Source organism: Promicromonospora iranensis, assembly GCF_028994775.1.
Lineage (GTDB): Bacteria > Actinomycetota > Actinomycetes > Actinomycetales > Cellulomonadaceae > Promicromonospora > Promicromonospora iranensis_A.
In genome coordinates this window covers 54,166-75,855 of sequence record NZ_JAJQMN010000014.1, presented here as the reverse complement: position 1 = coordinate 75,855, position 21,690 = coordinate 54,166, and the positions used below count along the sequence as shown (strand labels likewise).

Sequence of the window (21,690 nt, the reverse complement as noted above, 5' to 3'; positions counted from 1 at the left end):
GCCACCCACCGCCGCGGAGAGGATGATCGTGGTGTGTCCACACCGAGCCAGCACGACCAGCCGTCGTCCGACGAGCTGCCGTCCGACCGGCCACGCGTCGGCCTGCCCTCGGATCCGTCGGTGCAGGACGCGGGCGACGTCGTCCGCGAGCTCGGCGTCGATCCCGCCACCGGGCTGAGCGACGCGGAGGCCGCGCGCCGCCTCGCGGCGGACGGGCCGAACGAGCTGCGGTCCAGACCACCCGTGCCGCTGTGGCGCAAGGTCCTCGAGCAGTTCCGGGACCCGCTGGTCGCCCTCCTGCTGGTCGCCGTGGGCATCTCGGTCGCCGTCTGGTGGGTCGAGGGCGCAGACGGGGTACCCGTGGACGCCGTGGTGATCGCGGCCATCATCGTGCTCAACGCGGTGCTCGGCCTGATCCAGGAGAGCAAGGCGGCGAACGCCGTCGCGGCGCTCCGGTCCATGACGGAGGCGACCGCCACCGTGCTGCGCGAGGGCCGCCGGCTCACGGTGCGGTCGGCCGAGCTGGTCCGCGGGGACATCCTGGTGCTGGCCGAAGGCGATGCCGTCGGCGCCGACGCCCGGCTGCTGACGGCGACGTCCCTCCGCGTCCAGGAGGCGTCGCTGACGGGCGAGTCGGAGGCGGTCCTCAAGGATGCGGCGGCCCTGCCGGCCGCGGCACCGCTCGGCGACCGGTTCGACATGGTCTTCAAGGGCACGGCGGTGGCGCAGGGCGTGGGCCGCGCCGTCGTGGTGGCAACGGGCATGGCCACCCAGATGGGCGCCATCGCGCAGCTGCTCGACGCCACCGAGGAGGAGATGACGCCGCTGCAGCGGGAGATCGCGCGCGTCGGCAAGATGCTGGGCCTCACGGTGATCGGCATCGCCGTCGTCGTGATGGTCGCCGCTGCGCTCGTCAACGAGGTCCGCACCGCGGCGGACCTCGTCACCGTGCTGCTCCTCGGCGTGTCGCTCGCCGTGGCCGCCGTCCCCGAAGGGCTGCCCGCCATCCTGTCGGTCGTCCTGGCCGTCGGCGTGCAGACCATGGCGCGCCGCAACGCCGTGGTCAAGAAGCTGCACTCCGCGGAGACTCTCGGCGCCGCCTCGGTGATCGCGTCCGACAAGACCGGCACCCTGACCAAGAACGAGATGACCATCCAGCGAATCGTCACCGCTTCCGGAGAGGTCACCCTCACCGGCGTGGGCTACCGGCCCGACGGCGACGTGCGCACCGGCCCCGACGTCGACGGCGAGCCGCTCACCGACGACCGCCTCGTCCGGGAGGTGACCATGGTGCTGGGCGGAGGCTCGCTCGCCAACGACGCCCAGCTCCTCGAGCGTGACGGCGAATGGACGGTGCAGGGCGACCCGACGGAGGCCGCCTTCCTGGTGGCCGCGCACAAGCTCGCCGGCACGGTGGACCGCGTGGCTGAGTTCGAGCGCCGCGGGGAGATCCCCTTCACCTCCGAGCGCAAGATGATGTCCGCGCTGGTCGACCCGCCGGGGGAGGGCTCCTGGGCGCTGGTCACCAAGGGCGCGCCCGACGTGCTGGTCGGACGCTGCACCGCCGTGCAGGTGGGCGAGGAGACCGTCCCGCTCGATGACGAGCGGCGCACCGCGGCGCTCGACGCGGTCGAGCGGCTGTCGGACCGGGCGTACCGCACCCTCGGCGTCGCCTATCGCCGGGTCGCCGAGGGCCTCGGTCCCGAGGACCTGGAGGAGCAGGAGGCGGACCTGGTCTACCTGGGCGTCGTCGGCATCATCGACCCACCACGCCCCGAGGTGACGGCGGCGGTCGCGGAGGCGCACCGGGCCGGTATCCGCGTCATCATGATCACCGGCGACCACCCGGTCACCGCCACCCGGATCGCGACCGACCTGGGCATCGTGGAGACCGGCGCCCGCGCCGTGACCGGCACCGAGCTGGACGGTCTCGACGGACCGGGCCTGCGCGAGACCACGCGGACCGTGTCGGTGTACGCCCGGGTGGCTCCGCAGAACAAGCTGCAGATCGTGGACGCGCTCCAGGCGGACGGGCACGTCGTCGCGATGACGGGGGACGGCGTCAACGACGCGCCCGCCCTGAAGACCGCCGACATCGGCGTGGCCATGGGTGTCACCGGCACGGAGGTGACGAAGGAGTCGGCCAAGATGATCCTGGGCGACGACAACTTCGCCACCATCGTCGCCGCCGTGCGACAGGGCCGCGTCATCTTCGACAACATCAAGAAGTTCCTGCGCTACCTGCTCTCGTCGAACATGGGCGAGGTGTTCACCGTGCTGCTCGGCGTACTGCTGGCCGGTGTCATCGGCCTGGAGGGAGCGGCGGGCGGCGAGGCCGTCGTCGTGCCGCTGCTCGCCACCCAGATCCTCTGGATCAACCTCGTCACCGACTCCGGCCCGGCGCTGGCCATGGGCGTGGACCCCGAGACGGACGACGTCATGGCCCGGCCACCGCGCGGCGCCCACGAGCGGATCATCGACGCGCGCATGTGGATCGGGGTCCTGAGCATCGGCCTCGTCATGGGGGTGGCCACCCTGCTGACCATCGACATCTTCCTGCCGGGCGGCCTCGTCGAGGGGACCGACTCCCTCACCGTGGCCCGCACCGCGGGGTTCACCACCCTCGTGCTCGCCCAGCTGTTTAACGTGCTCAACTCCCGGTCGGAGAGCATCAGCGCGTTCCACCGGATCTTCGTCAACCGCTGGCTCTGGGGCGCGATCGGCCTGGGCGTGCTCCTCCAGATCGCCGTCGTCCAGGTGCCGTTCCTCCAGGCCGCCTTCGGGACGGCGAGCCTCGACCTCACGCACTGGGGCGTGGCGCTCGCGATGGCGTCCTCCGTGCTCTGGTTCGACGAGCTCCGCAAGCTGCTCTGGCGCGCACGGCACCGACGGACGAGCCGGCAGCCCGCGTGACATCGACGAACACGGGTCGTGACCGGGACGGCGCCACTCAGCCCTGCACAAGACCCATGGAGACGTAGGCGGAGAAGCCCGCCCGCTTCGTGAACCGGACCGGACGGCGGGCGGACTCCCCGAAGCCGAGCTTCGCGTACAGGCCCAGGGCGGGAGCGTTCGTGTCCTTGATGTCGCGGAGGACGTACTCCTCGTACTCCGGCAGGGCCAGCAGGTGCCGCATGAGCGCGGTCGCGACGCCGCGTCCCTGGAACCGCGGGGCAGTGGTGACGAAGCCGATCTCCGCAAGGCGGTCCCGTGCGCCGTCGTAGGTCCCGAGGAACTGGCTGCGGACGATGAGGTAGCTCGTCGAACCGTGGACGGGACCGAGGTGCTGCCGGAACTCGTCCCACCGCGGGGCGAAACACTCCTGCGCGCCTTCGGTCACGGAGGCGATCGCCGCCGGCTCCCCGTCCACGACCGCGACGTAGAAGCGGTCGAGCAGCACCATGTGCGCGAAGGTGTCCACGAGCTCGCGCGGGTCGCCGGAGAAGTAGGCGAAGTCCTCGGCGAAGCCGCGGACGAGCACGTCGGTGATTCCGCGCCGGTACGGCTCACCGAGCTCGTCGCCGCGCTTGACCTCGATCATCGTCGCTCCCTGCCGTGAGTGTGCGGAGCACCAGGTCGGCGCTGGGCATGGTCAGTTCGTCGTGCAGCGCGAGGCACATGGTGGTGAGGCCGGAGAGCGTCGCGAAGTAGCACACCGTCATGGTCTCGGGGTCGCCGTCAGCGAGCTGGCCGGCCTCCTGGCCCCGCCGTACGACGGCGGAGAAGGCCTGCCAGAGCGAGCGGTGCGGCGCCAGGAGCCGTGCCCTCGTGCCGGCGGGGGTGTCGGTGCTGAATCCCTGGTTGACGACCTCGAAGAACTCCGCGGCGCCCTTGTCGGTGGCCAGGTCCGCCAGGTAGCCGACGGTGAACTCGCGGATCAGGTCGAGCGGCAGGCCCGGTCCCTCGAGGCGTGCGGCCGCCGCAGCGAGACCGCCCGTGGCCTGGTCGAGGAACTCGTCGAACAGCTCGTGCTTCGTCGCGTAGTGACGATAGATGGAACCGACGCTCAGGCCCGCCTCCGTGGCGATGGTGCGGATGCTCGCGGCGGCGAACCCGTCCCTGGCGAAGACGCGGATGGCGGCGGTCTGCACCGTCTCCCGCGTCGCGGCCCGCAGCGCCTCGTTCTGCTCGGCGGTGCGTGGCATGGGGCCTCCTCGGCATTCGCGATCCGGGCGTTCAATGAACCGATGTTCATCGTAACCCGGTTCGGCTCCGACGACGGCATCGGGGGACTGTGGGCGCGATGTCAGGCGGCAGGTCCGGTGTCGTCCCGTCACCAGGTCGAACCGTCGACGTCTGTGGAGGGAGCAGCCAGCACGCGAGCGACGCGTGCGAATACGAAAGGACAGCCATGCACAGTCCGTCACAAGACCGTCGCACCGGTCGCAGGAGAAGAGGCCGTCACTCAGAGGTAGCGCAGGGGACCCGTGGTACCCGGCAGCGCCTGCTCAGACGCTTGGTCGGCGGTGCGATGGTCGCCGTGACGGCCTGCGGCGGGCTGGTCACGGCGCCGGCGCCGGCGTACGCCGAGACCGTGTACGAGATCGCGGGTGAGTGGGAGGAGGGCACGCCGGTCACGGTGGGGCGCGGTGACGTGGTCAACGCCGTGTGGCGGGTCAACGTCAACGACGACGAGGAGGCACCGGCGAACGAGCCGGTCGAGAACGTGACCTTCACCGCCACCTTGGACAAGGGACGGTTCAACGAGATTCCCGACGTCTGCCTCACCGCGGACGTCGATCCGGTCTCGGCGATCTCTGAGGACGGCAAGACGTTGACCTGCAACCTGGGCACCGTCGTGCAGGGCACCGCCGTCGTGGTGCAGACGCCGGTGGTGGTCGACGGCGAGACGGGTGAAGAGCTCACCGTGGTCGGTGAGATCAACGGCCAGGAGCTGCCGCTGGACCCGATCGAGATCGTGAACGACTTCTCGCTGGACATGCAGTTCGGCGGCAACACCCAGTACTACGTATGGAACGGGACCTACACCGCGGTCGACCTCGACCTGCAGTGGGCGCTGCGGCTGGGCAAGGGATCGGACCCCGGTCCTGACAGCGTGACCTACCGGCTTCGGCTGACCGAGAGCAACGGCGCAGCCGTGACGGTCGGCACGGGCATCTATGGTGACGTGGGCTGTTCCCCGTTCAACGCCAACCGGGCCAGCGGGGTCCCGTGGTCGGAGCTGCCGAACTACCCCGCCGACCAGCAGACGTCCTTCGTGGACAGCTGTACGCTGACGCCGGTGGCGGGTCAGCCAGGCGCCTTCGACCTGACGCTGAGCGGCATCAACTACGACCTCGCGAACGTGCCGAAGTACGACTCCACCGTCGCGCGCGACCCGCTGCCGACGGACTGGAACTACATTGCCAGCGGCAGCATCTGGCTCCACGTCGCGACCAACCAGGCCGGCTCGGTCACCCTGCAGTCCAACGCGCCGACCTACACCTCGACGACCGGCCTGACGTTCACCGACCTGGCCGGGAACAACTCCACGAGCAAGTCCTATGTGCTGCCTGGTCGTTGGGCCGCGCCGTGGTACCGGGAGTTCACCGGTGCGGGTGGGACCAACTGGGACGACACCTATCGTGTGCCGGCCGGGACCCAGGTCATGCAGTACGTGAACAACCACCCCAACCTTCTGAACGCTCCTCCGTCTGCGACGCACGGCCAGTGTCTGGTGTTCGACACCGACTACGTCGACTACAGCCCTCGGCCCGAGGGGCAGTGGGCCATGATTCTGGGCTTCAGCCCGACTGACGGCGGTAGGGGCTCTGGCGAGCTGGAGAACCCGCCGGCGCTGCAGTACTACGTGGGCAACGTGGGCGACCCGAACGCCTTCAACTGCGGCAGTGACCCGGCGAACTGGACGACGACTGAGCCGGCGGACCTGACCACGGTGGGGGCCGTCCGGATCCTCTATCCGGACTCGCTCCCCGCGTCCGAGGGATGGAACGGCATCCAGCTCCGGGCGTACCCGACCGTCGAGGACGACGTGGCGACCGGCCAGGACGTCTGGATGTTCGCCTCGGTCTACAACCCGGTCAGCGGCGTGTGGGAAGGCCCGGGCGAACCCTGGAACTCACAGGTGGTCACGCCCACGCCTGACGCGCGGTACCCGCACACGAACGGGCGTCGCGACATCCTGCGGATCATCTACGCCAACCCGGCGATCCAGAAGAGCGCGGACAGGTCGACGGTCCGGCCGGGCGAGCCGGCCACCTTCACGCTGACGTACTCGGCGAACGGCTCCGGGGCGCTGCCCGACACGGTCGACGACTACTCGATCGTGGACACCCTCCCGGTGGGCATGACGTACGTCGGCGGGTCCGCCGACCCGGAGCCGACCGTGACCACGAACGGCGAAGGGCAGCAGGTCCTCACCTGGAACCTCGACGGCGTGCCGACGAACGAGCCGCAGGAGCTGACCTATCAGGCGGTGGCCGGCAACTCGGTGGAGGCGGGCCAGGTGCTCACCAACACGGTCACCAGCTCGCTGGCCGGTGAGACATCCCGACCCGCGACCGCTCAGGTCACGATCAGCAGCAGCGGCAACACGCTGATCGCCAAGACCACCGACCAGTGGTTCATCGCCAACCCGGACGGTTCGGGCAACGGCACGGGATCGTGGACCGTGACGCTCAAGTCCGAGGACCCGCTGCCGCAGGCCTACACGGACACCATCGATGTTCTCCCGTACAACGGTGACGGCCGGGGGACGGACTTCGAGGGCACCTACCGGGTGACGGACGTGGAGGTGCCGGAGGGCGCGACGGTGTACTACACCGAAGCGGACCCGGCGACTCTCTCGGACGACCCAGCGGACGAGTCGAACGGCGCCGCGGGCGACCCTGACGGCAACACCGTGGGGTGGACCACGACCAGGCCCGAGAACCCGACGGCCGTCCGCGTGATCGGTGGTGAGCTCCCGCCTGGGGCGACCCTGGCGTTCCACATCAACATCGAGACCGAGGGCGCGGACCCGGGTGACACCTGGGTGAACCGTTCGCAGGCACGTGCGGAGCACACCCGACTGGTGATGCGGACGTCGGAGCCGCTGACCATGGGCACGATGTACTCCGCGTCTCTCAAGAAGTACGTGCAGGACCTCGACGGGCAGTGGCGTGACGCGAACGACGTCGCGGACTACCCGGTCTTCCGTGACGGTGACACGATCCGGTACCGGATCGTGGTGGAGAACACCGGCCAGGGCACGCTGACCGACGTCGTCGTCTCCGACGACAAGCAGCCCGAGCTCGGCTCCTTCACCATCGACTCGCTGGAGCCGGGTGCCTCCGAGAGCCACGAGTTCGAGATCACCGCTGACGCATCGAGCGGCGAGAGCATCGTCAACACCGCGTGCGCCGAGGCTGCCCAGCCGGACGACTCCGAGGAGCCGCCGACGATCAACTGCGACCCGGCAGGGCTGACGATCGTCGGTGACCCGGCGCACGAGAAGACGCTGATCTCGGCGAAGCCGATCGGTGACGGTCAGTGGGAGGTCGTGTACGGCATCGAGGTGACCAACACGAAGGCCGCGGCCACGTCGTACACGCTGGATGACGAGTTGCACTTCGCCGAGGCGGCAGCCATCACCTCAGCCGAGGTGACGGTCTCGCCGGACGGGGTGACGCTGGCCGAACCCGCCTGGGACGGTCAGGAGAACCTGACCGTCGCCTCCGCGGTGCCGCTCCTCGGCAACGAGGACAGCGGCTACGAGCCGCACCGGTACGAGCTGACCGTGATCGCCGATGTCCCGCTGCAGGTGCCCGGTGCGGGCACGGCGGACGACCCGACCACGTGCGGCCCCGACGGCGACGACTCCGACACGGCGTTCAACAACACGTCCGCGATGACCGACCCGGCCGGCCAGGTCGAGGACGATCAGGCGTGCGCCCCGATCCCGTCGATCGACATCACCAAGTCCGTCCTCGGCGACCCGGTCGCCGGCAAGGACAGGGCGTGGACGATCACGTACGAGATCAAGGCCACCAACAGCGGTGACGCCGACGGTAAGTACACGCTCACCGACCGCCTGCGGTTCGGTGCGGGTATCGAGGTCACGTCCGCGGACGTGACGGCGACGCCCAAGGGCGTGACAGCTGCGAAGTCGTGGACCGGTCAGGGGATCGACGGTGACGATGCGAACGTGGTCGCCTCCGACGTGAACCTGCGTGCGGGAGCCACCCACACGTACCGGGTCAAGGTCCAGGCCACCGTCGACGGCGACGCAGCCAACGAGTCCACGTTCACGTGCCCGCCTTCCGGATCAGGCAAGCCGGGCGGGTTCGCGAACACGGCCGGTATCGGTCACAACGACCTGACCGACAGCGCGGACGCGTGTGCCACGCCGAAGGAGCCGAAGGAGCCGGGCAAGCCGGTCGAGCCGGCCGACCCGGTGAAGCCGGGCACGCCGAGCGACCCGCCGCCCCTCGCGATGACGGGCGCCAACATCGGGTGGATCGCCGCGGGAGCAGCACTCCTGATCCTGCTCGGAGCGGCCGCCCTGGTCCTCGCACACCGACGCCGCGATGTCGGCTGACGCCTGAGACCGAAGGTCCCGTCCACAGCCACCCCCGGCTCGTGGGCGGGGCCTTCGCACGCCGAGATGCGCACCACCGACTTGCACCGCACCGCTTCCTGGTCGACGGCTCGACGTGGCTCCGTCGTGCGGGCGGCGCCGCTGCGTCTGTCTCACCAGAGGCCGCCGAGCCGTGCGGCCCGAACCGAGAGGAGCCCGTCATGGACAGCACCCGTCTCGACAGCCCGTGGGCCACCACCGGTGAGCAAGCGTCGAGCGCACCGTACGTCGAGGTGACGATCGTCGAGCCCAGGACCCTCCTCACCGCCACCGTGCCCCGTGTGGCGGCCGCCGTGCCGGTGGCGGGGCTGGGGGGTGCGGTCCTCGCTGCGGGAGACCTCTTCCGGCACGGCGAGGCCGTGCTCGACGCCCGGCTGCTCGAGGGTCTGTTCTCTCGTCCGGCGATCGTGCCCCTCGCGGACCCCGTCTTCTACTACCAGGCGACGGCGGGAACGGTGCCCGTGTGGCCGAGCCACTCCGTCACCGGCCTCGGTTCGGCCTCGTGGTTCATCGGCGGGATGCTCGTGGTGACCGCCCTGATGCTCCTGTTCTGGCGCCGTGCGCCCGTGTCGGGCCTGCTGGTCGCGAGTCTGGTCACGATCACGACGCTCGCGGTGGTCAGCACAGCGCGGACCATCCTCGTCGTCGAGGCGACGGCACGCTGGGGGGAGACCGGGTTCGGCTGGATGATGCACACGGTCGGCGGCCCGGCCCTCATGATCGCCACCCTCTGCCTCTGCTCCCTGCTCTTCACGCCGGGCACGCTGCTGGCCGGGGCCCGGCCCACGGGGGACGTGTGAGCCGGGCTGGCCTGGATATCGACCCCGGTCACAAGAGTGCGAGGGACAAAAAAGAAATCACACGCAAGAGCGTCATCAGCCCCGCCCGGCTGCGTCGGTCCCGTCGGCTCGTGCTTGCGAGTCGTCCGCCCGAGCAGAGAGAAGCAGCATGCCCCAGACAGCTCGCCGTGAGATAGCCGTGCTCTACGGAACGCGGCCGGAGGCCGTGAAGCTCGCCCCGGTCGTCAACGAGCTCAGGCGCCGGGACCGGCACGTGCCGCGCGTCGTGACCTCCGGACAGCACCGTTCCATGCTCGACCAGGTCAACCTGCTCTTCGACATCGTCCCTGACCATGACCTCGGCCTGCTGCGGCGCGGGTACTCTCTCGACGACGTGCTGATCGGCGCCGTCCGGGGCTTCAGCGAGTACCTCGACGCGCACCCTGTCGTCGCCGTGGTGGTGCAGGGGGACACCACCACGGCCTTCGCGGGTGCCCTGACCGCCTATCACCGCCAGATCCCCGTGGTGCACGTCGGGGCCGGGCTGCGCACCGGGGACGTCCACTCGCCGTTCCCGGAGGAGGGGAACCGTCGGTTCATCACCACCATCGCCGCCCGGCACTGTGCCCCCACGGACCTGGCCGCACGCAACCTGCGCCACGAGCACGTGCCGGAGCGCCAGATCACCGTCACCGGCAACATCGTGATCGATGCCCTGATGCACGCCGCCTCCCGGCCTGCCCGGGTCAGCGACCCCGTGATCGAGACAGCGATCCAGGAGGGCCGACGTCTGGTCCTGGTCACCGCGCACCGCCGCGAGTCCTGGGATGATGGGATCGAGCGGGTCGCGCGCGCCCTGGTCGAGGTCGCCGACCGGTTTCCCGACGTGCTCGTCGTCGTGCCGCTGCACGGCAACCCGCTGGTGCGTGAGGCGATAGTGCCGACCACCTTAGACACCCCCAACATCCTCCTGACCGACGCCCTGCCGTACGCGGAGTTCACCCAGATCCTGTCCAAGGCGACCCTCGTGGTCACGGACTCGGGCGGGATCCAGGAGGAGGCACCGGCGTTCGACGTGCCCGTCGTGATCACCCGTGACACCACCGAACACCCCGAGCTCCTCGACACCGGCGGGGGCGTACTCGTCGGCACCCACACGCGGCGCATCGTCGACACGCTCACCGCGCTGCTCACCGACGAGACGCTGCACCGCCGGATGGCGAAGGCGCCCGGCCCGTTCGGTGACGGGCACGCCGCGAGCCGCGTCGTCGACGTCATCGAGAACCTGCTCGCCAGCCGACGGGCCGAGGACGACGTCACCGGGTGGTCCGCGCCCGCGCTCGCCAACTGACCCGCAGGGGTCCTGCTGGTTGCTCGGTTCATGCCCGGAAGCTGGGGTTCTCGGGCATGAACCGAGCTTCCAGCAGGACCTCAGGTGCCGCGCGGTGGCCCCGCATCCTGTCGTGCGGGGCCACCGCTGTGCGCGGAGAAAGGTCATGATTATGCATTCGCATGCGATTTACCCTCTCTGACCAGGCAGATCACCCTCCCGATCACCTCTGTGGCCCGCGACACGCTCGCCACTCCACGGCGTCTTCCCCATCGCGTACGTACGTGCGCGGACGGCCCGGCCGAACGGTCGGACCGTCATTGCGAGGAGGGGATCTGGATGCCGATGACGACGACGGCGGCCTGGCAGCGTGCGATCGGCCAGATGGGGCAGGGGAGTTTCGGTGCGTCGGGGGAGATGGGCGGCGAGCCGGACGAGCTCGGCGACATCGAGCTGTTCGGGCGGGCTCGGGCGGGGGACATGCGTGCGATAGACCTCGTGTGGCGGCGGCACTACCCGTACGCGCTCAAGTTGGCCCGGCGCTACACGCGCAACCCCTCGGACGCCGACGACCTCGCGGCCGAGGCGTTCGTCCGCATCCTGTCGCTGCTGCGCGAGGGGCGCGGCCCGCGGGAGCACGGAAAGACGTACGTGGCGCGCACGGTGCGCAACATCGCCACGGACCGGTCGCGTCGGCGCCAGCCGGCGATGACAGAGATCGACGAGGCGCGCGATCTGCCGGCGTCGGACGACCCGGCGGCGGCGGCGCTCTCGGCGATGGAGCTCGGGGACGTGCTCGCCGGGCTGGCGGCCTGTCCGCCGCGCCAGCGGTACGCCATGCAGATGACCGTGTTCGAGGGCGTCCCGATCGCGATGGTGGCTGCAGACCTCGGCATCTCCAAGAACGCGGTGGCGGCCCTGCTCGTGCGCGCCCGCGAGTCGATCCGGCGGTTCGTCGCGCGCGGGGTGCACGAGCACGGCTCGGAGAGCGGGCGCGCGGCGCACGCGCGGGAAGACGACGGTGATGGCACGGGCCGGGGCTAGTGCGCCTGGTCGACTACGCGACGTCCTCGGTGATCAGGCCGCGGAGCGCCGCGAGGTCATCGGGCAGCGGTTGCACGGTGATCCGGACCGGTGACCGCAGGATGCTCGGGTTCTTCCGGGCCAGGCTGGTCAACGTGGCCCGGGCTCGAGCGACGGACGCCAGGACGCGGCCCGCCGGCTCCGACCGGCCGAGAACCACGGCGACCCCGTCGCGGTAACCCGTCGGATAGTCCTCGCCGAACGACAGACGGACCACCTCGCCGAGCAGCACGTCGCGCTTCCACCGGACGAGTCGCGCGGCGCCGCCGATCCTGCCGACCCGGCCGTCGATGGTCACCAGGACGAGCGAGCCGCCCTCCCGGGTGCTCTCGATGCCGGCAAAGACGTCCGCGGCGCGCGCGAGGAACTCGGCGTGCTGCGGGAGCCCACTCATCCCTCGGGCGGCGACGTGGGGGTCCGGCCCTGTGTCCGTGGTCTCCCAGCCGGCGGCGAACGCCAGGGTGACGGACGAGGGCATGCTCGTCAGGCACAGGTCGTAGAGCACCTCGACGTCGCGCAGGCCCTCCGTGACCCCGACGTCGGCCAGCGCCCGGGCCGTGCCGAGAGCCTGGGCGGGCACCTCCGCCGCGAGTCCGTTCATCACCGCGTATGCGAGCGGGACCAGGGCGGGTGTGGACCAGTCCTCGGGCATGCGCCAGCCCTCGGCGACCGTGTGCCTGCGCCATCGCGCGCACAGCGTGCCAAGTCCATCGTCTCCTGCCGGTGCCATGTTCATCGCCGGGCTAGACGGTGACACAACCAGGTGGTGACGGCGCAACCGGAACCGAGGTTCTGGCGCGCGATCACCCCCCGGATCACCCTGGTGACGTGCGCGGTAGTGCCCATCCGTCGGTAGTATTTTACGCAATCAGGACAACTCCATCGAGGTGTGCCAGGGGGGCGCTGCCGGATGGTCGACACGACCAGCTCCACGCCGGTGCGGCAGCGGGCGGATGCTCCGACGCCGGATTCCGACGAAGCACTGCTCGCCGAGTTCCGCGCCGGGCGCGACCGGGCGTTCGCCGAGCTCTACGCGCGGCACTACCGGGCTGCCGCAGGGGTCGCCCGACACGTCGTCGGCAGGGGATCTGCCGTCGACGACGTCGTCGCCGAGGCGTTCACCTCGCTGCTGACGGCGGTCCGCCGTGGCGGTGGTCCGTCGAGCAACGTCCGCTCCTACCTGCTGACGACCGTGCGCAACACCGCGATCGGGTTCCTGCGGACGCAGCAGAAGGCGGTGCCCGCCGAGACCGAGGTGATCGACCGTCCGCACCATGACGGTGACGGGCTGGTCCGGGCCGACGACGACCGCCGCGTCCGCCGGGCGTTCGCCGAGCTCCCCGCGCGCTGGCGGCGTGTGCTCTGGTACGTCGACGTCCACGATCTTCCCCCGGCCCAGGTCGGCCCGCTCCTGGGCGTGTCGCCCAACGCCGTGTCCTCGCTCGCCCGCAGGGCGCGCGAGCGCCTCCGGCGGGAGTACCTGCAGGCCCATCAGGACCGGGTGGCTCCGGGGTGCGAGGACTACGCGCCGCACCTGGCCCGGTACGTCGACGGGACGTTGGCCGTCCCGGTGCACCATCGAATCGATACGCACGTGCTGGCGTGCGTGTACTGCACGACGGCCGTGGAGCAGATGCGCGACCTCAAGCGCCGGATGCGTGGCCTGCTGCTTCCGCTCGGTCTGCCGCTCGCGGCAGCAGGCGAGCTCGACCGGCCCGATGCCGAGCGCTCCCGGGGCGAGGCGTCGATGACGAGGGCAGGAATGGCGAGTGCCCGAGCACTCGGCAGGCGCTGGTGGTGGGCGCGCCCGCGAATCGGTGTCCGGACGGCTCTCCTCGCGGCGGGGTCGGTGGCGCTGTGCGTCCTCATGCTGTGCACCCTCACGGCGTCGGGCGTGGCGGGCCGGGACCCCGGGCAGGTGCCTGGACCCGTCGCGGACGAGGCGCCGGACGGCGGCGGGTTCGCGCCTGAGCCCGGACCTGGTGGCGGCGGTGAACTGACCGACCGGGACGATCCCGTGGACCCGGACCCGGACCTGGTGCCCGGCGGCGGAGTACCGTCGCCGGGCCCGTGGCCAGGGGACCAGGGCGACACGCCGGAGGGCGGGACGCGCTACGTGGACGAGCGGCCCGCGCGCTGGGACACGCCTGCCCGCGGCGGGCCGGAGGCGGTCGATCTGACCCCCGCACCGGGGGAGAGCAACAGGCCTGGTTCGCGGCCCGGCCCGCCGGCGCCGAACCCGCTGCCGGATCCGTTGCCGAGCTCCGACCCGAGCACACCGTCCGGCCCGCGCCCGACGTCTCCGCCGTCCGCCCCGACGCCCACCCCGCCGCCGGACCCCGTCGTGGTCGGGGTGGCGCACGACGACTTCGGTGACCTCGTGCCCGGCCGCACCGGGGTGCTCGGCGCCACCGTGACCAACCCGAACCCAGCCCCGACGGGCGCCGTGACCGTCGACGTCTCGTTGCCGGCCGGCGTCGAGCTCGACTCGGCGGGCGAGGCACGTGCCGTCTCCGCCTGGTCCTGCGCCACCGTGGGTGCGCCGGGCCTCGTGCGCTGCGGCGTCGACTCGATCGCGGCGGGTGGCGCGTCGACCCTGCTGGTGCCCGTGCTGGTCTCCGCCGACGTCGCGGAAGGTGACGTCGAACTGCGCCTGGACGTGCACGGGGACGGCATAGTGCCCGCAAGTGAGAGCCGGCCCGTGCCGGTGCGCGCGGGCTCCCTCGCCGCACGCTACGTCGCGACCGGCGCCGTCCAGGTGAGCCAGGTGGGCGCGCCCGTGCTGCACTGTGATCCTGCTGCGGCGGGCTGCGCGGCGGTCGCCGACGGCACCGCCACCGGATCCATGCAGAACAACAACGCGTGGAACATGGTGTCCGTCGACGCCCTGGGAACGGGGACCCGGTCGTCCACGGCGGTGCTGGATCTCCCCACCGGTTCCGAGGTCGTCGCCGCCCGGCTCTACTGGGCCGGGGGCTGCGTGGGCGAGATAGCGCCGGTCCGGGTCGCGCCTCCGGGCGGCGTGCCGGCCACCGTCGGGGATTTCACGGTCGACCGATCCGGAGACCAGGCATACCAGGCGAGCACCGACGTGACCGAACTGGTCCGTACCGGTGGGGCAGGCACCTGGGGCGTGGCTGACGTGTGCGCCACCGAGGCGAAGGGCGGTTACGCGGGCTGGGCGCTCGTCGTGGTGCACCGACCGGCGGGGTCCGTGCCGGACGGTTCCGGGCTGGCGATCGTGTACGACGGGCTGCTGCCGGTCTCGTCCGCCGCAGGCCCCGGCACCTTCTCGGTGGCCGGCCGACCCGGAACGACAGCGCGGGTCGGAGCCGTCGTGTGGGACGGGGACCGGAGTGCCCCGGGGGACCAGCTTCTGTTCGACGGCACGCCGCTGGTGCCGCTGCGCTGGAACGGCAGCGGTCCTGCAGGCCAGGGCTCGGGCGACAACGCGTTCGACTCGACGGCATGGGGCTCGGGCTATGCCAACGCGCTCGGCGTCGACGTCAAGTCGTTCGTACCCGTCGCTCTGACCACGACCCGCGCTGAGCTCACCGCCGTCGAGACGAACGGCGACGCGTTCACCGTCGGCGTTGTCACGGTCACGACCGGAGGCTGAGCCGGGCGCGGACCATCGGGTCCAGCAGACCCAGCTCGCGGGCCCGCCGGAGTGCCGCCGTGCGGTCGTGCACCCCGAGCCGGCGGTAGACCTCGCGGATCTGCGTCTTGACCGTGTTGTGCGAGACGAACGACGCCTTGGCCACCTCCGTCGAGGTCATGCCGTCGGCCAGCCGGTGCAGGACGATGAGCTGACGGTCAGGCACGATCACGAACTCGGCCGGGACCGGCTCCGCGCGACGGTGCAGCACCTGGGAGATCTGCTCGCACACCCGCGGTGGGGCGTCGCGAGCCAGGAGGCGAAGCACGTCGGACGAGGCCCACCAGTACGGCAGGGCGCCGCCGACCTGCTGTGCCAACGCGGCCGCGTGGGCCAGCTCGCGGCGCACGCCGGCGTCCGGGCCGTCGAGCGCGGACAGCGCCTCGGCAGCGACGAGGTGTGCTGTGAGGCGTGCGCCCGCCGTCGCCCCCTCGTGTCCTACGGCGCCCACGGCCAGGAGGGCGTCGTGCGGCTGCCTTTGTGCAAGGTGGAGCAGGCCGTCGAGCAGTGCGGCGGCGGATGCTCGCGAGGTCGGCGCGTCCGCGACGATCATGGCGTTGGTGCCGCTGCCCAGCATCAGGTAGAGCCGGCCCAGGTCGAGCGTGAGCAGTGGTGGGATCCAGAGGTGGTCGTTCGACGGTTCGGTGTACGCCGGTGTCCGCCCACGGCGGGAGAGCGCGTCCCGCAGGTGACCAACGGCGAGCTCCTCCTGCTGACGTAGGACGGCGAGCATAGCCTCGACGTGCAGCCCGGCGAACCAGAGGTCGGTCCCCGCGGCGTCCCGCACAGCGCCGGCCAGATGGTCCGACAGCTCGTCGTCGAACCGCTCGATGTGCGTGAGCGCCGAGGCCAGCGCGGACGGATAGCCGACGGCGCGTCGCCACCAGCTGGGCGGCTCGGGCAGCACGTCGGCCTCGGCGGACCAGTCGGCGGCCGCATGGACGTTGGAGTCGAGGGCGTGAACCAGTGCCGCCACCTCGGCCGCTGCGGTGGCCAGCGGCAGCGCCCCGGAACCGAGCGCACCGTGGTGCGCGGCTTCCGCGTATCGCAGGGCCTCGTGGAGCAGACCGGCCTCGGTCGCGGTGACGGCGGCCTGCAGGCCGACGAGGACCCGTCCGACGACGGAACCCCCGCCGGTCCCGTTCAACAGTGCGCGCGCCAGCCGCAGGGCGTCCTCGGTGCGTCCGGTGCGCCGGAGGCGCGCGATCCGGGCGAACGTCGGGAGAGCGCCCTCGGGCCCGTTCGGCTGACCCGAGCCCTGCAAGCGTTCGGTCGTGGGCTCCTGCGCACCGGGCCGACCGGGGGAGCGCCGCGTCACGGCGAGGAGCACCCGGAGCTCGGCCGGAACGTGCGCGGTCGGTACCGAGGTGGCGGCACTCCACACGGCCTCGTGCAGCGTGGGTTCCTGGCCGTCCAGGATGCTCGTCCACATGCTCTGCAACAGATCGCGTACCAGCGCGGCGTCGCCGGACTCGAGCGCGGCCAGGAGCGCACCGCGCGCGTCGCCCGCCCGTTCCCTCCTCCGTGCCGCCCTGGTCGCCCGGAGCCGCAGCTCGTCACGGTCGCGGCCGCGCGCGAAGTCGAGCAGGGCGCGGCGGGCGCTCGGCTCCATCGCGAGCACGTCGTCGGGCACCGCGGGGTCGTCGAGGACCAGACCGGTGGCCACGAGGCGATCGATGAATGTACGCGCGCCAGGGAGGGCGGTGAGCAGGCCCGTGGACTCCAGGTCGGACCGGCTGAACCGCGGCGCCAGAGACACCTCGACCAGGACGCTGATCGCCTCCTCGGGCAGTGTGGCGCGCAGGAACCTGGCCCGGTGTGCGGCGGCGATCGTGGAGACGACGTCGTCGGTGACCGGGCTACCCGCAGAGCTCGCGCGGCGGATGTCGTCCAGCGCCGGATAGACCACCGGTGCCCACCCGGCCGCGGCTGTGACCAGCAGATGGGCCTGCGAACCACTGAGCGGCACACCGCGAGCGGCGCTAGCTGCCCGCGCCTCGTCGGCACGGACAGCCAGGTCGCGCAGCGTCAGCTCCACAGGGCCGGTCGGCTCCCGCACCGCTGGGGGAGTGGACGACGGTACGCTCCCAGCCTCCCTGTCGTGCGCCCAGCCGTCGAATCCTGGGACGGGCCCGGGCAGCGGCATAGCGGTCAACGCGACGATGCGGGCATGGCTCAAGAGGCGTGACAGGCGGTCGAGACAGGCCAGCGCGGCGCCCGACGCGGGTCCGATCCGGTCGACGACGAGCACCACGCCGTGGGCGTCGAGCGCGGCTGCCAGGGCCTCGGCGGTCGGGCGTCCGGTGGCTCCCGGCGCCGACGGCTCGGTGCCGGTCACGGACGCGAGGCGAGCGGAGACGGCCTGCGCGAGCAGGTCGCCGTCCTGGGCGTCCGGCTCAGGGACGTCGACCCAGATCACCACTCTTCCGTTGCGGACCAGCTCGCGGGACCACAGCGTGACCGCGGTGCGCCGCCCGGCTCCGCGCGGGCCCCTGAGCAGCACCATGCCGACAGGGCCGCTACGCAGCGCGCGGTCGAGCGCCTGCTCGACGTACGGCCTGCGGAGCGCATCCCTCGGTGGCGCGGGCAGACTCTCCTCCGCGCGCAGGAGAGATTCCGGCGACGCACCGTGCAGCGCCGGCCGATGCGGCCGACCGTTCACCGGGCTCCTTGGGGTGGACAAGTCAGGGCAGCGAACGTGCCCGTCCGGGCGACTGCTTCGATCACACTCGTGTAGGACGGCGTACCACCACCGACGTGTCGAGTGATCTGGGTCACAGTCGCTAGGTGCTCGACCGGGGTGTCACCAGGTCTGCACGGGCGACCGGTCCGTGACCGTTTCCCGTAGAGTCACGCCGCCCGTGCACAGCCCGGCGACGCGCTGTGAGACCTTGCAAGGAGCCGACCCTCCGTGACCGACCCACAGCCCATGACCGCCGGCCGCACGTTCCCGCTGGGGACCGTCCGGCTCGCTCCCGGACCGTTCGCCGTCGCCCAGCAGCGGGCGTTGGAGGCGGTGCTCGACATCGACCTCGACCGGCTCCTCGCCCCGTACCTCGCCTCGGCGGGGATCGACGGACCGGCCGAGCCGTACGGCGACTGGGAGGGCGGAGGGCTCGACGGCCACATCGGCGGCCACGTCCTGTCCGCGCACGCGAAGCTGTGGGCAGTGACCGGCCAGGACGTGCTGCGCGACCGCATGGAGCACCTGCTCGACGTGCTGGAACGGTGCCAGGACGCGGTCGGCACCGGCTACGTCGGCGGGGTCCCGGACGGGCAGGCCCTCGGCGAGGAGCTTGCCACCGGGCGCATCGACGCCGACCTGTTCTCCCTCAACGGCCGGTGGGTGCCGGTCTACAACCTGCACAAGACGCTCGCCGGGCTCATCGACGCGGCGACCCACGGGTGCTCCGCGCGCGCCCTGACCATGGCGACACGCTGGGCCGACTGGTGGCTGGCGGTCACCGGGGCGCTGACCGACGAGCAGGTCGAGCAGCTCCTCACCGCGGAGTTCGGCGGGCTAAACGAGGCGTTCGTGGAGCTGGGCCGGCTCACCGGCCGCCAGGACCTCGTCGCCGAGGGGCGACGGCTGGCCCACCGCCGGCTGCTGGACCCGCTGGCCGACGGGGGCGATCCGTTGGACGGGCTGCACGCCAACACGCAGATCCCCAAGGTGCTCGGCTACCAGCGCCTGGCCGGCCTGGCCGACCCGGCCGACCTGGCCGACCTGGCGCCGGACGGTGTCCCGGACGCCGCGCGGTTCGCGGCCGCGGCCGACGCCTTCTGGTCCTCGGTGGTCGAGCGCCGGACGCTGGCGATCGGCGGGAACAGCGTGCGCGAGCACTTCCATCCGTCGTCGGACTTCGTCGAGGTCATGACGGACCGCGAGGGACCGGAGACCTGCAACACCCACAACATGGTCGAGCTCGCGCGTCTCCGGCTCGATCGTGGGCATGACAGCGCCGCGATCGAGCTCGCCGAACGTGCGCTCTTCAACCACTTGGTCTCGTCCGTCCACCCGCGCCGCGGGGGCTTCGTGTACTTCACGCCCATGCGGCCCGCGCACTACCGGGTGTACTCCAGACCGCACCTCTCCATGTGGTGCTGCGTGGGCTCGGGTCTCGAAGGCCACACGCGGTACAACGAGCTCGTCTACACCCACGACGGCCCCGACCTCCGGGTCGAGCTCTACGTGCCGTCGGAGCTCGACTGGGCGGAGGAGGGGCTGCGGGTCGAGCTGTCGACTGAGCTGCCGTTCCGGGACGAGGCGCGTGTCGTCGTCACCTCCGCCACGCCCACGACGCGCACGCTTCGCCTCCGCGTCCCGTCCTGGGCTGAGCTCGTGGGCCTGAGCGTCGACGACGAGCCGGTCGCCGCCGCCGTCGTCGACGGCTACGCCGAGGTCGCCCGGACCTGGAGCGGCGTGACGGCCGTGACCGTCCGGCTCGCGCCCCGGCTCGTCGCGGAGGGGCTGCCGGACGGGTCCGGCTGGGTGGCGTTCCGCTATGGCCCCGTCGTGCTCGCGTCGCGCGACGGTGGTGACGACCTCGCGGGTCTCGTCGCGGGGCCGGGACGCATGGCCCACGTGGCCCACGGCCGGAAGGTGCCGATGCGGCGCAGCGCCATCGTGGCCGCCGAGCCGCCGGAGTCGGCCGTGTCCACCGTCGACGAGCGCACCCTGACCTTCGAGCTCGAGGTGCTGCGGGAACGGTCCGGCGCGCTCGTTCCCGCCACCGTGCTGCTCGAACCTTTCGCGGGCATCCACGACGAGCGCTACAGCATCTACTTCGCGGCCGACGCCGACCCGTCCGGGGCCCTGGCCGCCCTCGGGGCACTCGACGACGCCGACCTCTCGGCGGTCTTCGACCACGTCGCGGCCGGCGAGCAGCAGCCCGAGGTGGACCACGGGTTCACGGGGGAGCGGACCCGGGCGGGCGGGTCCGGCGGGATCCACTGGCGCAGCACGACCGGGTGGTTCGAGTACCGGCTCCGCTACCCGGACGGCGCGGCACTGGTGCGGACTCGCTTCGTCGACCGGGTCGGCAGTCGACGCCGGGTCCTGCTCAACGGCCTCGAGGCCGGTCCGGCCCGGATCCTGACGGCACCGGCCGACGGCGCGGGCCCCGCCGAGCACGAGTACGACCTCACGGAGACCGTGCGCGAGGCGGGCGTCCCGGGCGAGGCGGTGTTCCGCGTGGAGGCGGTGGACGGTGCGGACAGCGGCGACCTGCTGCGCGTCGAGGTGGTCCTGCAGCCGACGTGATCCAGCGGGAGGACTGATCCGGGGTTCCGCTCGCCGACCGCCCCACGTCGTCCGGAGTTCACCTGTCCGTCAGCACCCGGCGCTTGCATGGGCTGACCAGTCAGTCGGGCAGAAGGAGACGAACGTGCGCGGAAGAACCATCGTCGGAGCGGCCCTGGCGGCCGCGACCCTGCTCGGAGGGCTCGCGGCGCCGGCGTCGGCCACCCCGCCCGGGGGTGGCGTCGAGCTGGGCGAGCCGCACGACGCCGCGCACGCCCACAACGACTACGAGCACGAGCGCCCGCTCCACGACGCGCTCTCCCACGGCTTCACGAGCGTCGAGGCGGACGTCTGGCTCGTCGACGGCGAGCTGCTCGTCGCGCACGACCTCGTTGACGTGGACCCCGCACGGACGCTGGAGAGCCTCTACCTCGACCCGCTTGAGGACCTGGTGCGGGGCCGCGGCCGGAGCGTCTACCCCGGCTGGGACGGCAGCCTCCAGCTGCTCATCGACATCAAGTCCGACGGCGAGCCCACCTACGCCGCGATCCACGATGAGCTCGCCGAGCACGGCCGGATCATGACGCGTTCCGCGCACGGCCGGGTGCGGACCGGCCCCGTGACCGCCGTCATCAGCGGCAACCGGCCGCTGGAGACCATGAAGGCGCAGCCGGTGCGCTACGCGTTCTACGACGGCCGGTCCGGCGACCTGGGCTCCGGTCTCCCGGCGAACCTGATGCCCCTGGTCAGCGACAACTGGACCAGGCTCTTCACGTGGCAGGGTGTGGGCGAGATGCCCGCCGCCGAGCGGGAGCGCCTGCACGCCTTCGTGGACCAGGCTCACGCCGCGGGCTACCGCGTCCGGTTCTGGGCCACGCCCGACCAGCCGGGTGCCGCGCGCGACGCGATGTGGACCGAGCTCGCCGATGCCGGCGTGGACCACATCAACACCGACGACCTGGCAGGCCTGGACACCTTCCTCACGGCCCGCTGACCCCAGCCCCTCCCGTTGAGTGCTGG

12 protein-coding genes are annotated in these 21,690 nt (G+C 71.8%); 8 read left to right on the top strand and 4 right to left on the bottom strand.

Going from position 1 to position 21,690, the window contains the following annotated elements:
* Positions 1-33 precede the first annotated feature (33 nt).
* Positions 34-2,913 (top strand): cation-translocating P-type ATPase, encoded by a 2,880-nt coding sequence (locus LUU90_RS22465; protein ID WP_425596290.1) that lies wholly within the window; start codon positions 34-36, stop codon positions 2,911-2,913.
* A gap of 37 nt (positions 2,914-2,950) precedes the next feature.
* On the opposite strand, the gene LUU90_RS22460 is transcribed toward LUU90_RS22465, so the two are convergent.
* Together LUU90_RS22460 and LUU90_RS22455 are read right to left on the bottom strand one after the other, a co-directional pair.
* Positions 2,951-3,541 (bottom strand): GNAT family N-acetyltransferase, encoded by a 591-nt coding sequence (locus tag LUU90_RS22460; RefSeq protein WP_275006186.1) that lies wholly within the window; start codon positions 3,539-3,541, stop codon positions 2,951-2,953.
* Positions 3,507-4,145: a TetR/AcrR family transcriptional regulator gene (locus LUU90_RS22455; protein WP_275006185.1), complete on the bottom strand. Its 639-nt coding sequence runs from the start codon at positions 4,143-4,145 to the stop codon at positions 3,507-3,509. Before LUU90_RS22455 ends, LUU90_RS22460 begins: the two co-directional genes overlap by 35 nt.
* A 326-nt stretch (positions 4,146-4,471) precedes the next feature.
* On the opposite strand from LUU90_RS22455, the gene LUU90_RS22450 reads away from it, so the two are divergent.
* From LUU90_RS22450 to LUU90_RS22435, 4 genes are all read left to right on the top strand, one after another.
* Positions 4,472-8,539, top strand: a complete 4,068-nt coding sequence (locus LUU90_RS22450; RefSeq protein WP_275006184.1) for a DUF7507 domain-containing protein — start codon at positions 4,472-4,474, stop codon at positions 8,537-8,539.
* Between the two features lie 200 nt (positions 8,540-8,739).
* Complete coding sequence (locus LUU90_RS22445) at positions 8,740-9,378, top strand: hypothetical protein (protein WP_275006183.1); 639 nt, start codon at positions 8,740-8,742, stop codon at positions 9,376-9,378.
* Between the two features lie 148 nt (positions 9,379-9,526).
* Positions 9,527-10,708, top strand: coding sequence for a non-hydrolyzing UDP-N-acetylglucosamine 2-epimerase (gene wecB / locus LUU90_RS22440; RefSeq protein ID WP_275006182.1), 1,182 nt, complete (start codon positions 9,527-9,529; stop codon positions 10,706-10,708).
* A gap of 318 nt (positions 10,709-11,026) precedes the next feature.
* Positions 11,027-11,731 (top strand): RNA polymerase sigma factor, encoded by a 705-nt coding sequence (locus tag LUU90_RS22435; RefSeq protein WP_275006181.1) that lies wholly within the window; start codon positions 11,027-11,029, stop codon positions 11,729-11,731.
* A 13-nt stretch (positions 11,732-11,744) separates the two neighbouring features.
* Here the strand turns inward: LUU90_RS22435 and LUU90_RS22430 are convergent, their stop codons facing one another.
* On the bottom strand, positions 11,745-12,422 hold the full coding sequence (locus LUU90_RS22430) for a hypothetical protein (protein ID WP_275006180.1): 678 nt from the start codon (positions 12,420-12,422) through the stop codon (positions 11,745-11,747).
* Positions 12,423-12,680: 258 nt separating this feature from the next.
* Between LUU90_RS22430 and LUU90_RS22425 the strand changes: the two genes are divergently transcribed.
* Entirely contained in the window at positions 12,681-15,389 is a 2,709-nt protein-coding gene (locus LUU90_RS22425; protein ID WP_275006179.1) for an RNA polymerase sigma factor, read from the top strand.
* Here LUU90_RS22425 and LUU90_RS22420 read toward each other — a convergent pair.
* A complete protein-coding gene (locus LUU90_RS22420; RefSeq protein WP_275006178.1) occupies positions 15,373-18,090 on the bottom strand; it encodes a helix-turn-helix transcriptional regulator in 2,718 nt (905 codons plus the stop codon). The two genes, LUU90_RS22425 and LUU90_RS22420, sit on opposite strands and share 17 nt — an antisense overlap.
* 249 nt (positions 18,091-18,339) lie before the next feature.
* Here LUU90_RS22420 and LUU90_RS22415 point away from each other — a divergent pair, with 249 nt between their 5' ends.
* Complete coding sequence (locus tag LUU90_RS22415) at positions 18,340-20,691, top strand: beta-L-arabinofuranosidase domain-containing protein (protein ID WP_275006177.1); 2,352 nt, start codon at positions 18,340-18,342, stop codon at positions 20,689-20,691.
* A gap of 124 nt (positions 20,692-20,815) precedes the next feature.
* Positions 20,816-21,664: a phosphatidylinositol-specific phospholipase C/glycerophosphodiester phosphodiesterase family protein gene (locus tag LUU90_RS22410; RefSeq protein ID WP_275006176.1), complete on the top strand. Its 849-nt coding sequence runs from the start codon at positions 20,816-20,818 to the stop codon at positions 21,662-21,664.
* The last annotated feature ends 26 nt before the right edge of the window (positions 21,665-21,690 follow it).

Coding starts and splice junctions, on each gene's coding strand:
- LUU90_RS22450 (WP_275006184.1), top strand. CDS start 4,472: ATGGTCGCCGTGACGGCCTGCGGCGGGCTGGTCACGGCGCCGGCGCCG.
- LUU90_RS22445 (WP_275006183.1), top strand. CDS start 8,740: ATGGACAGCACCCGTCTCGACAGCCCGTGGGCCACCACCGGTGAGCAA.
- LUU90_RS22435 (WP_275006181.1), top strand. CDS start 11,027: ATGCCGATGACGACGACGGCGGCCTGGCAGCGTGCGATCGGCCAGATG.
- LUU90_RS22460 (WP_275006186.1), bottom strand. CDS start 3,541: ATGATCGAGGTCAAGCGCGGCGACGAGCTCGGTGAGCCGTACCGGCGC.
- wecB (WP_275006182.1), top strand. CDS start 9,527: ATGCCCCAGACAGCTCGCCGTGAGATAGCCGTGCTCTACGGAACGCGG.
- LUU90_RS22455 (WP_275006185.1), bottom strand. CDS start 4,145: ATGCCACGCACCGCCGAGCAGAACGAGGCGCTGCGGGCCGCGACGCGG.
- LUU90_RS22425 (WP_275006179.1), top strand. CDS start 12,681: ATGGTCGACACGACCAGCTCCACGCCGGTGCGGCAGCGGGCGGATGCT.
- LUU90_RS22430 (WP_275006180.1), bottom strand. CDS start 12,422: ATGCCCGAGGACTGGTCCACACCCGCCCTGGTCCCGCTCGCATACGCG.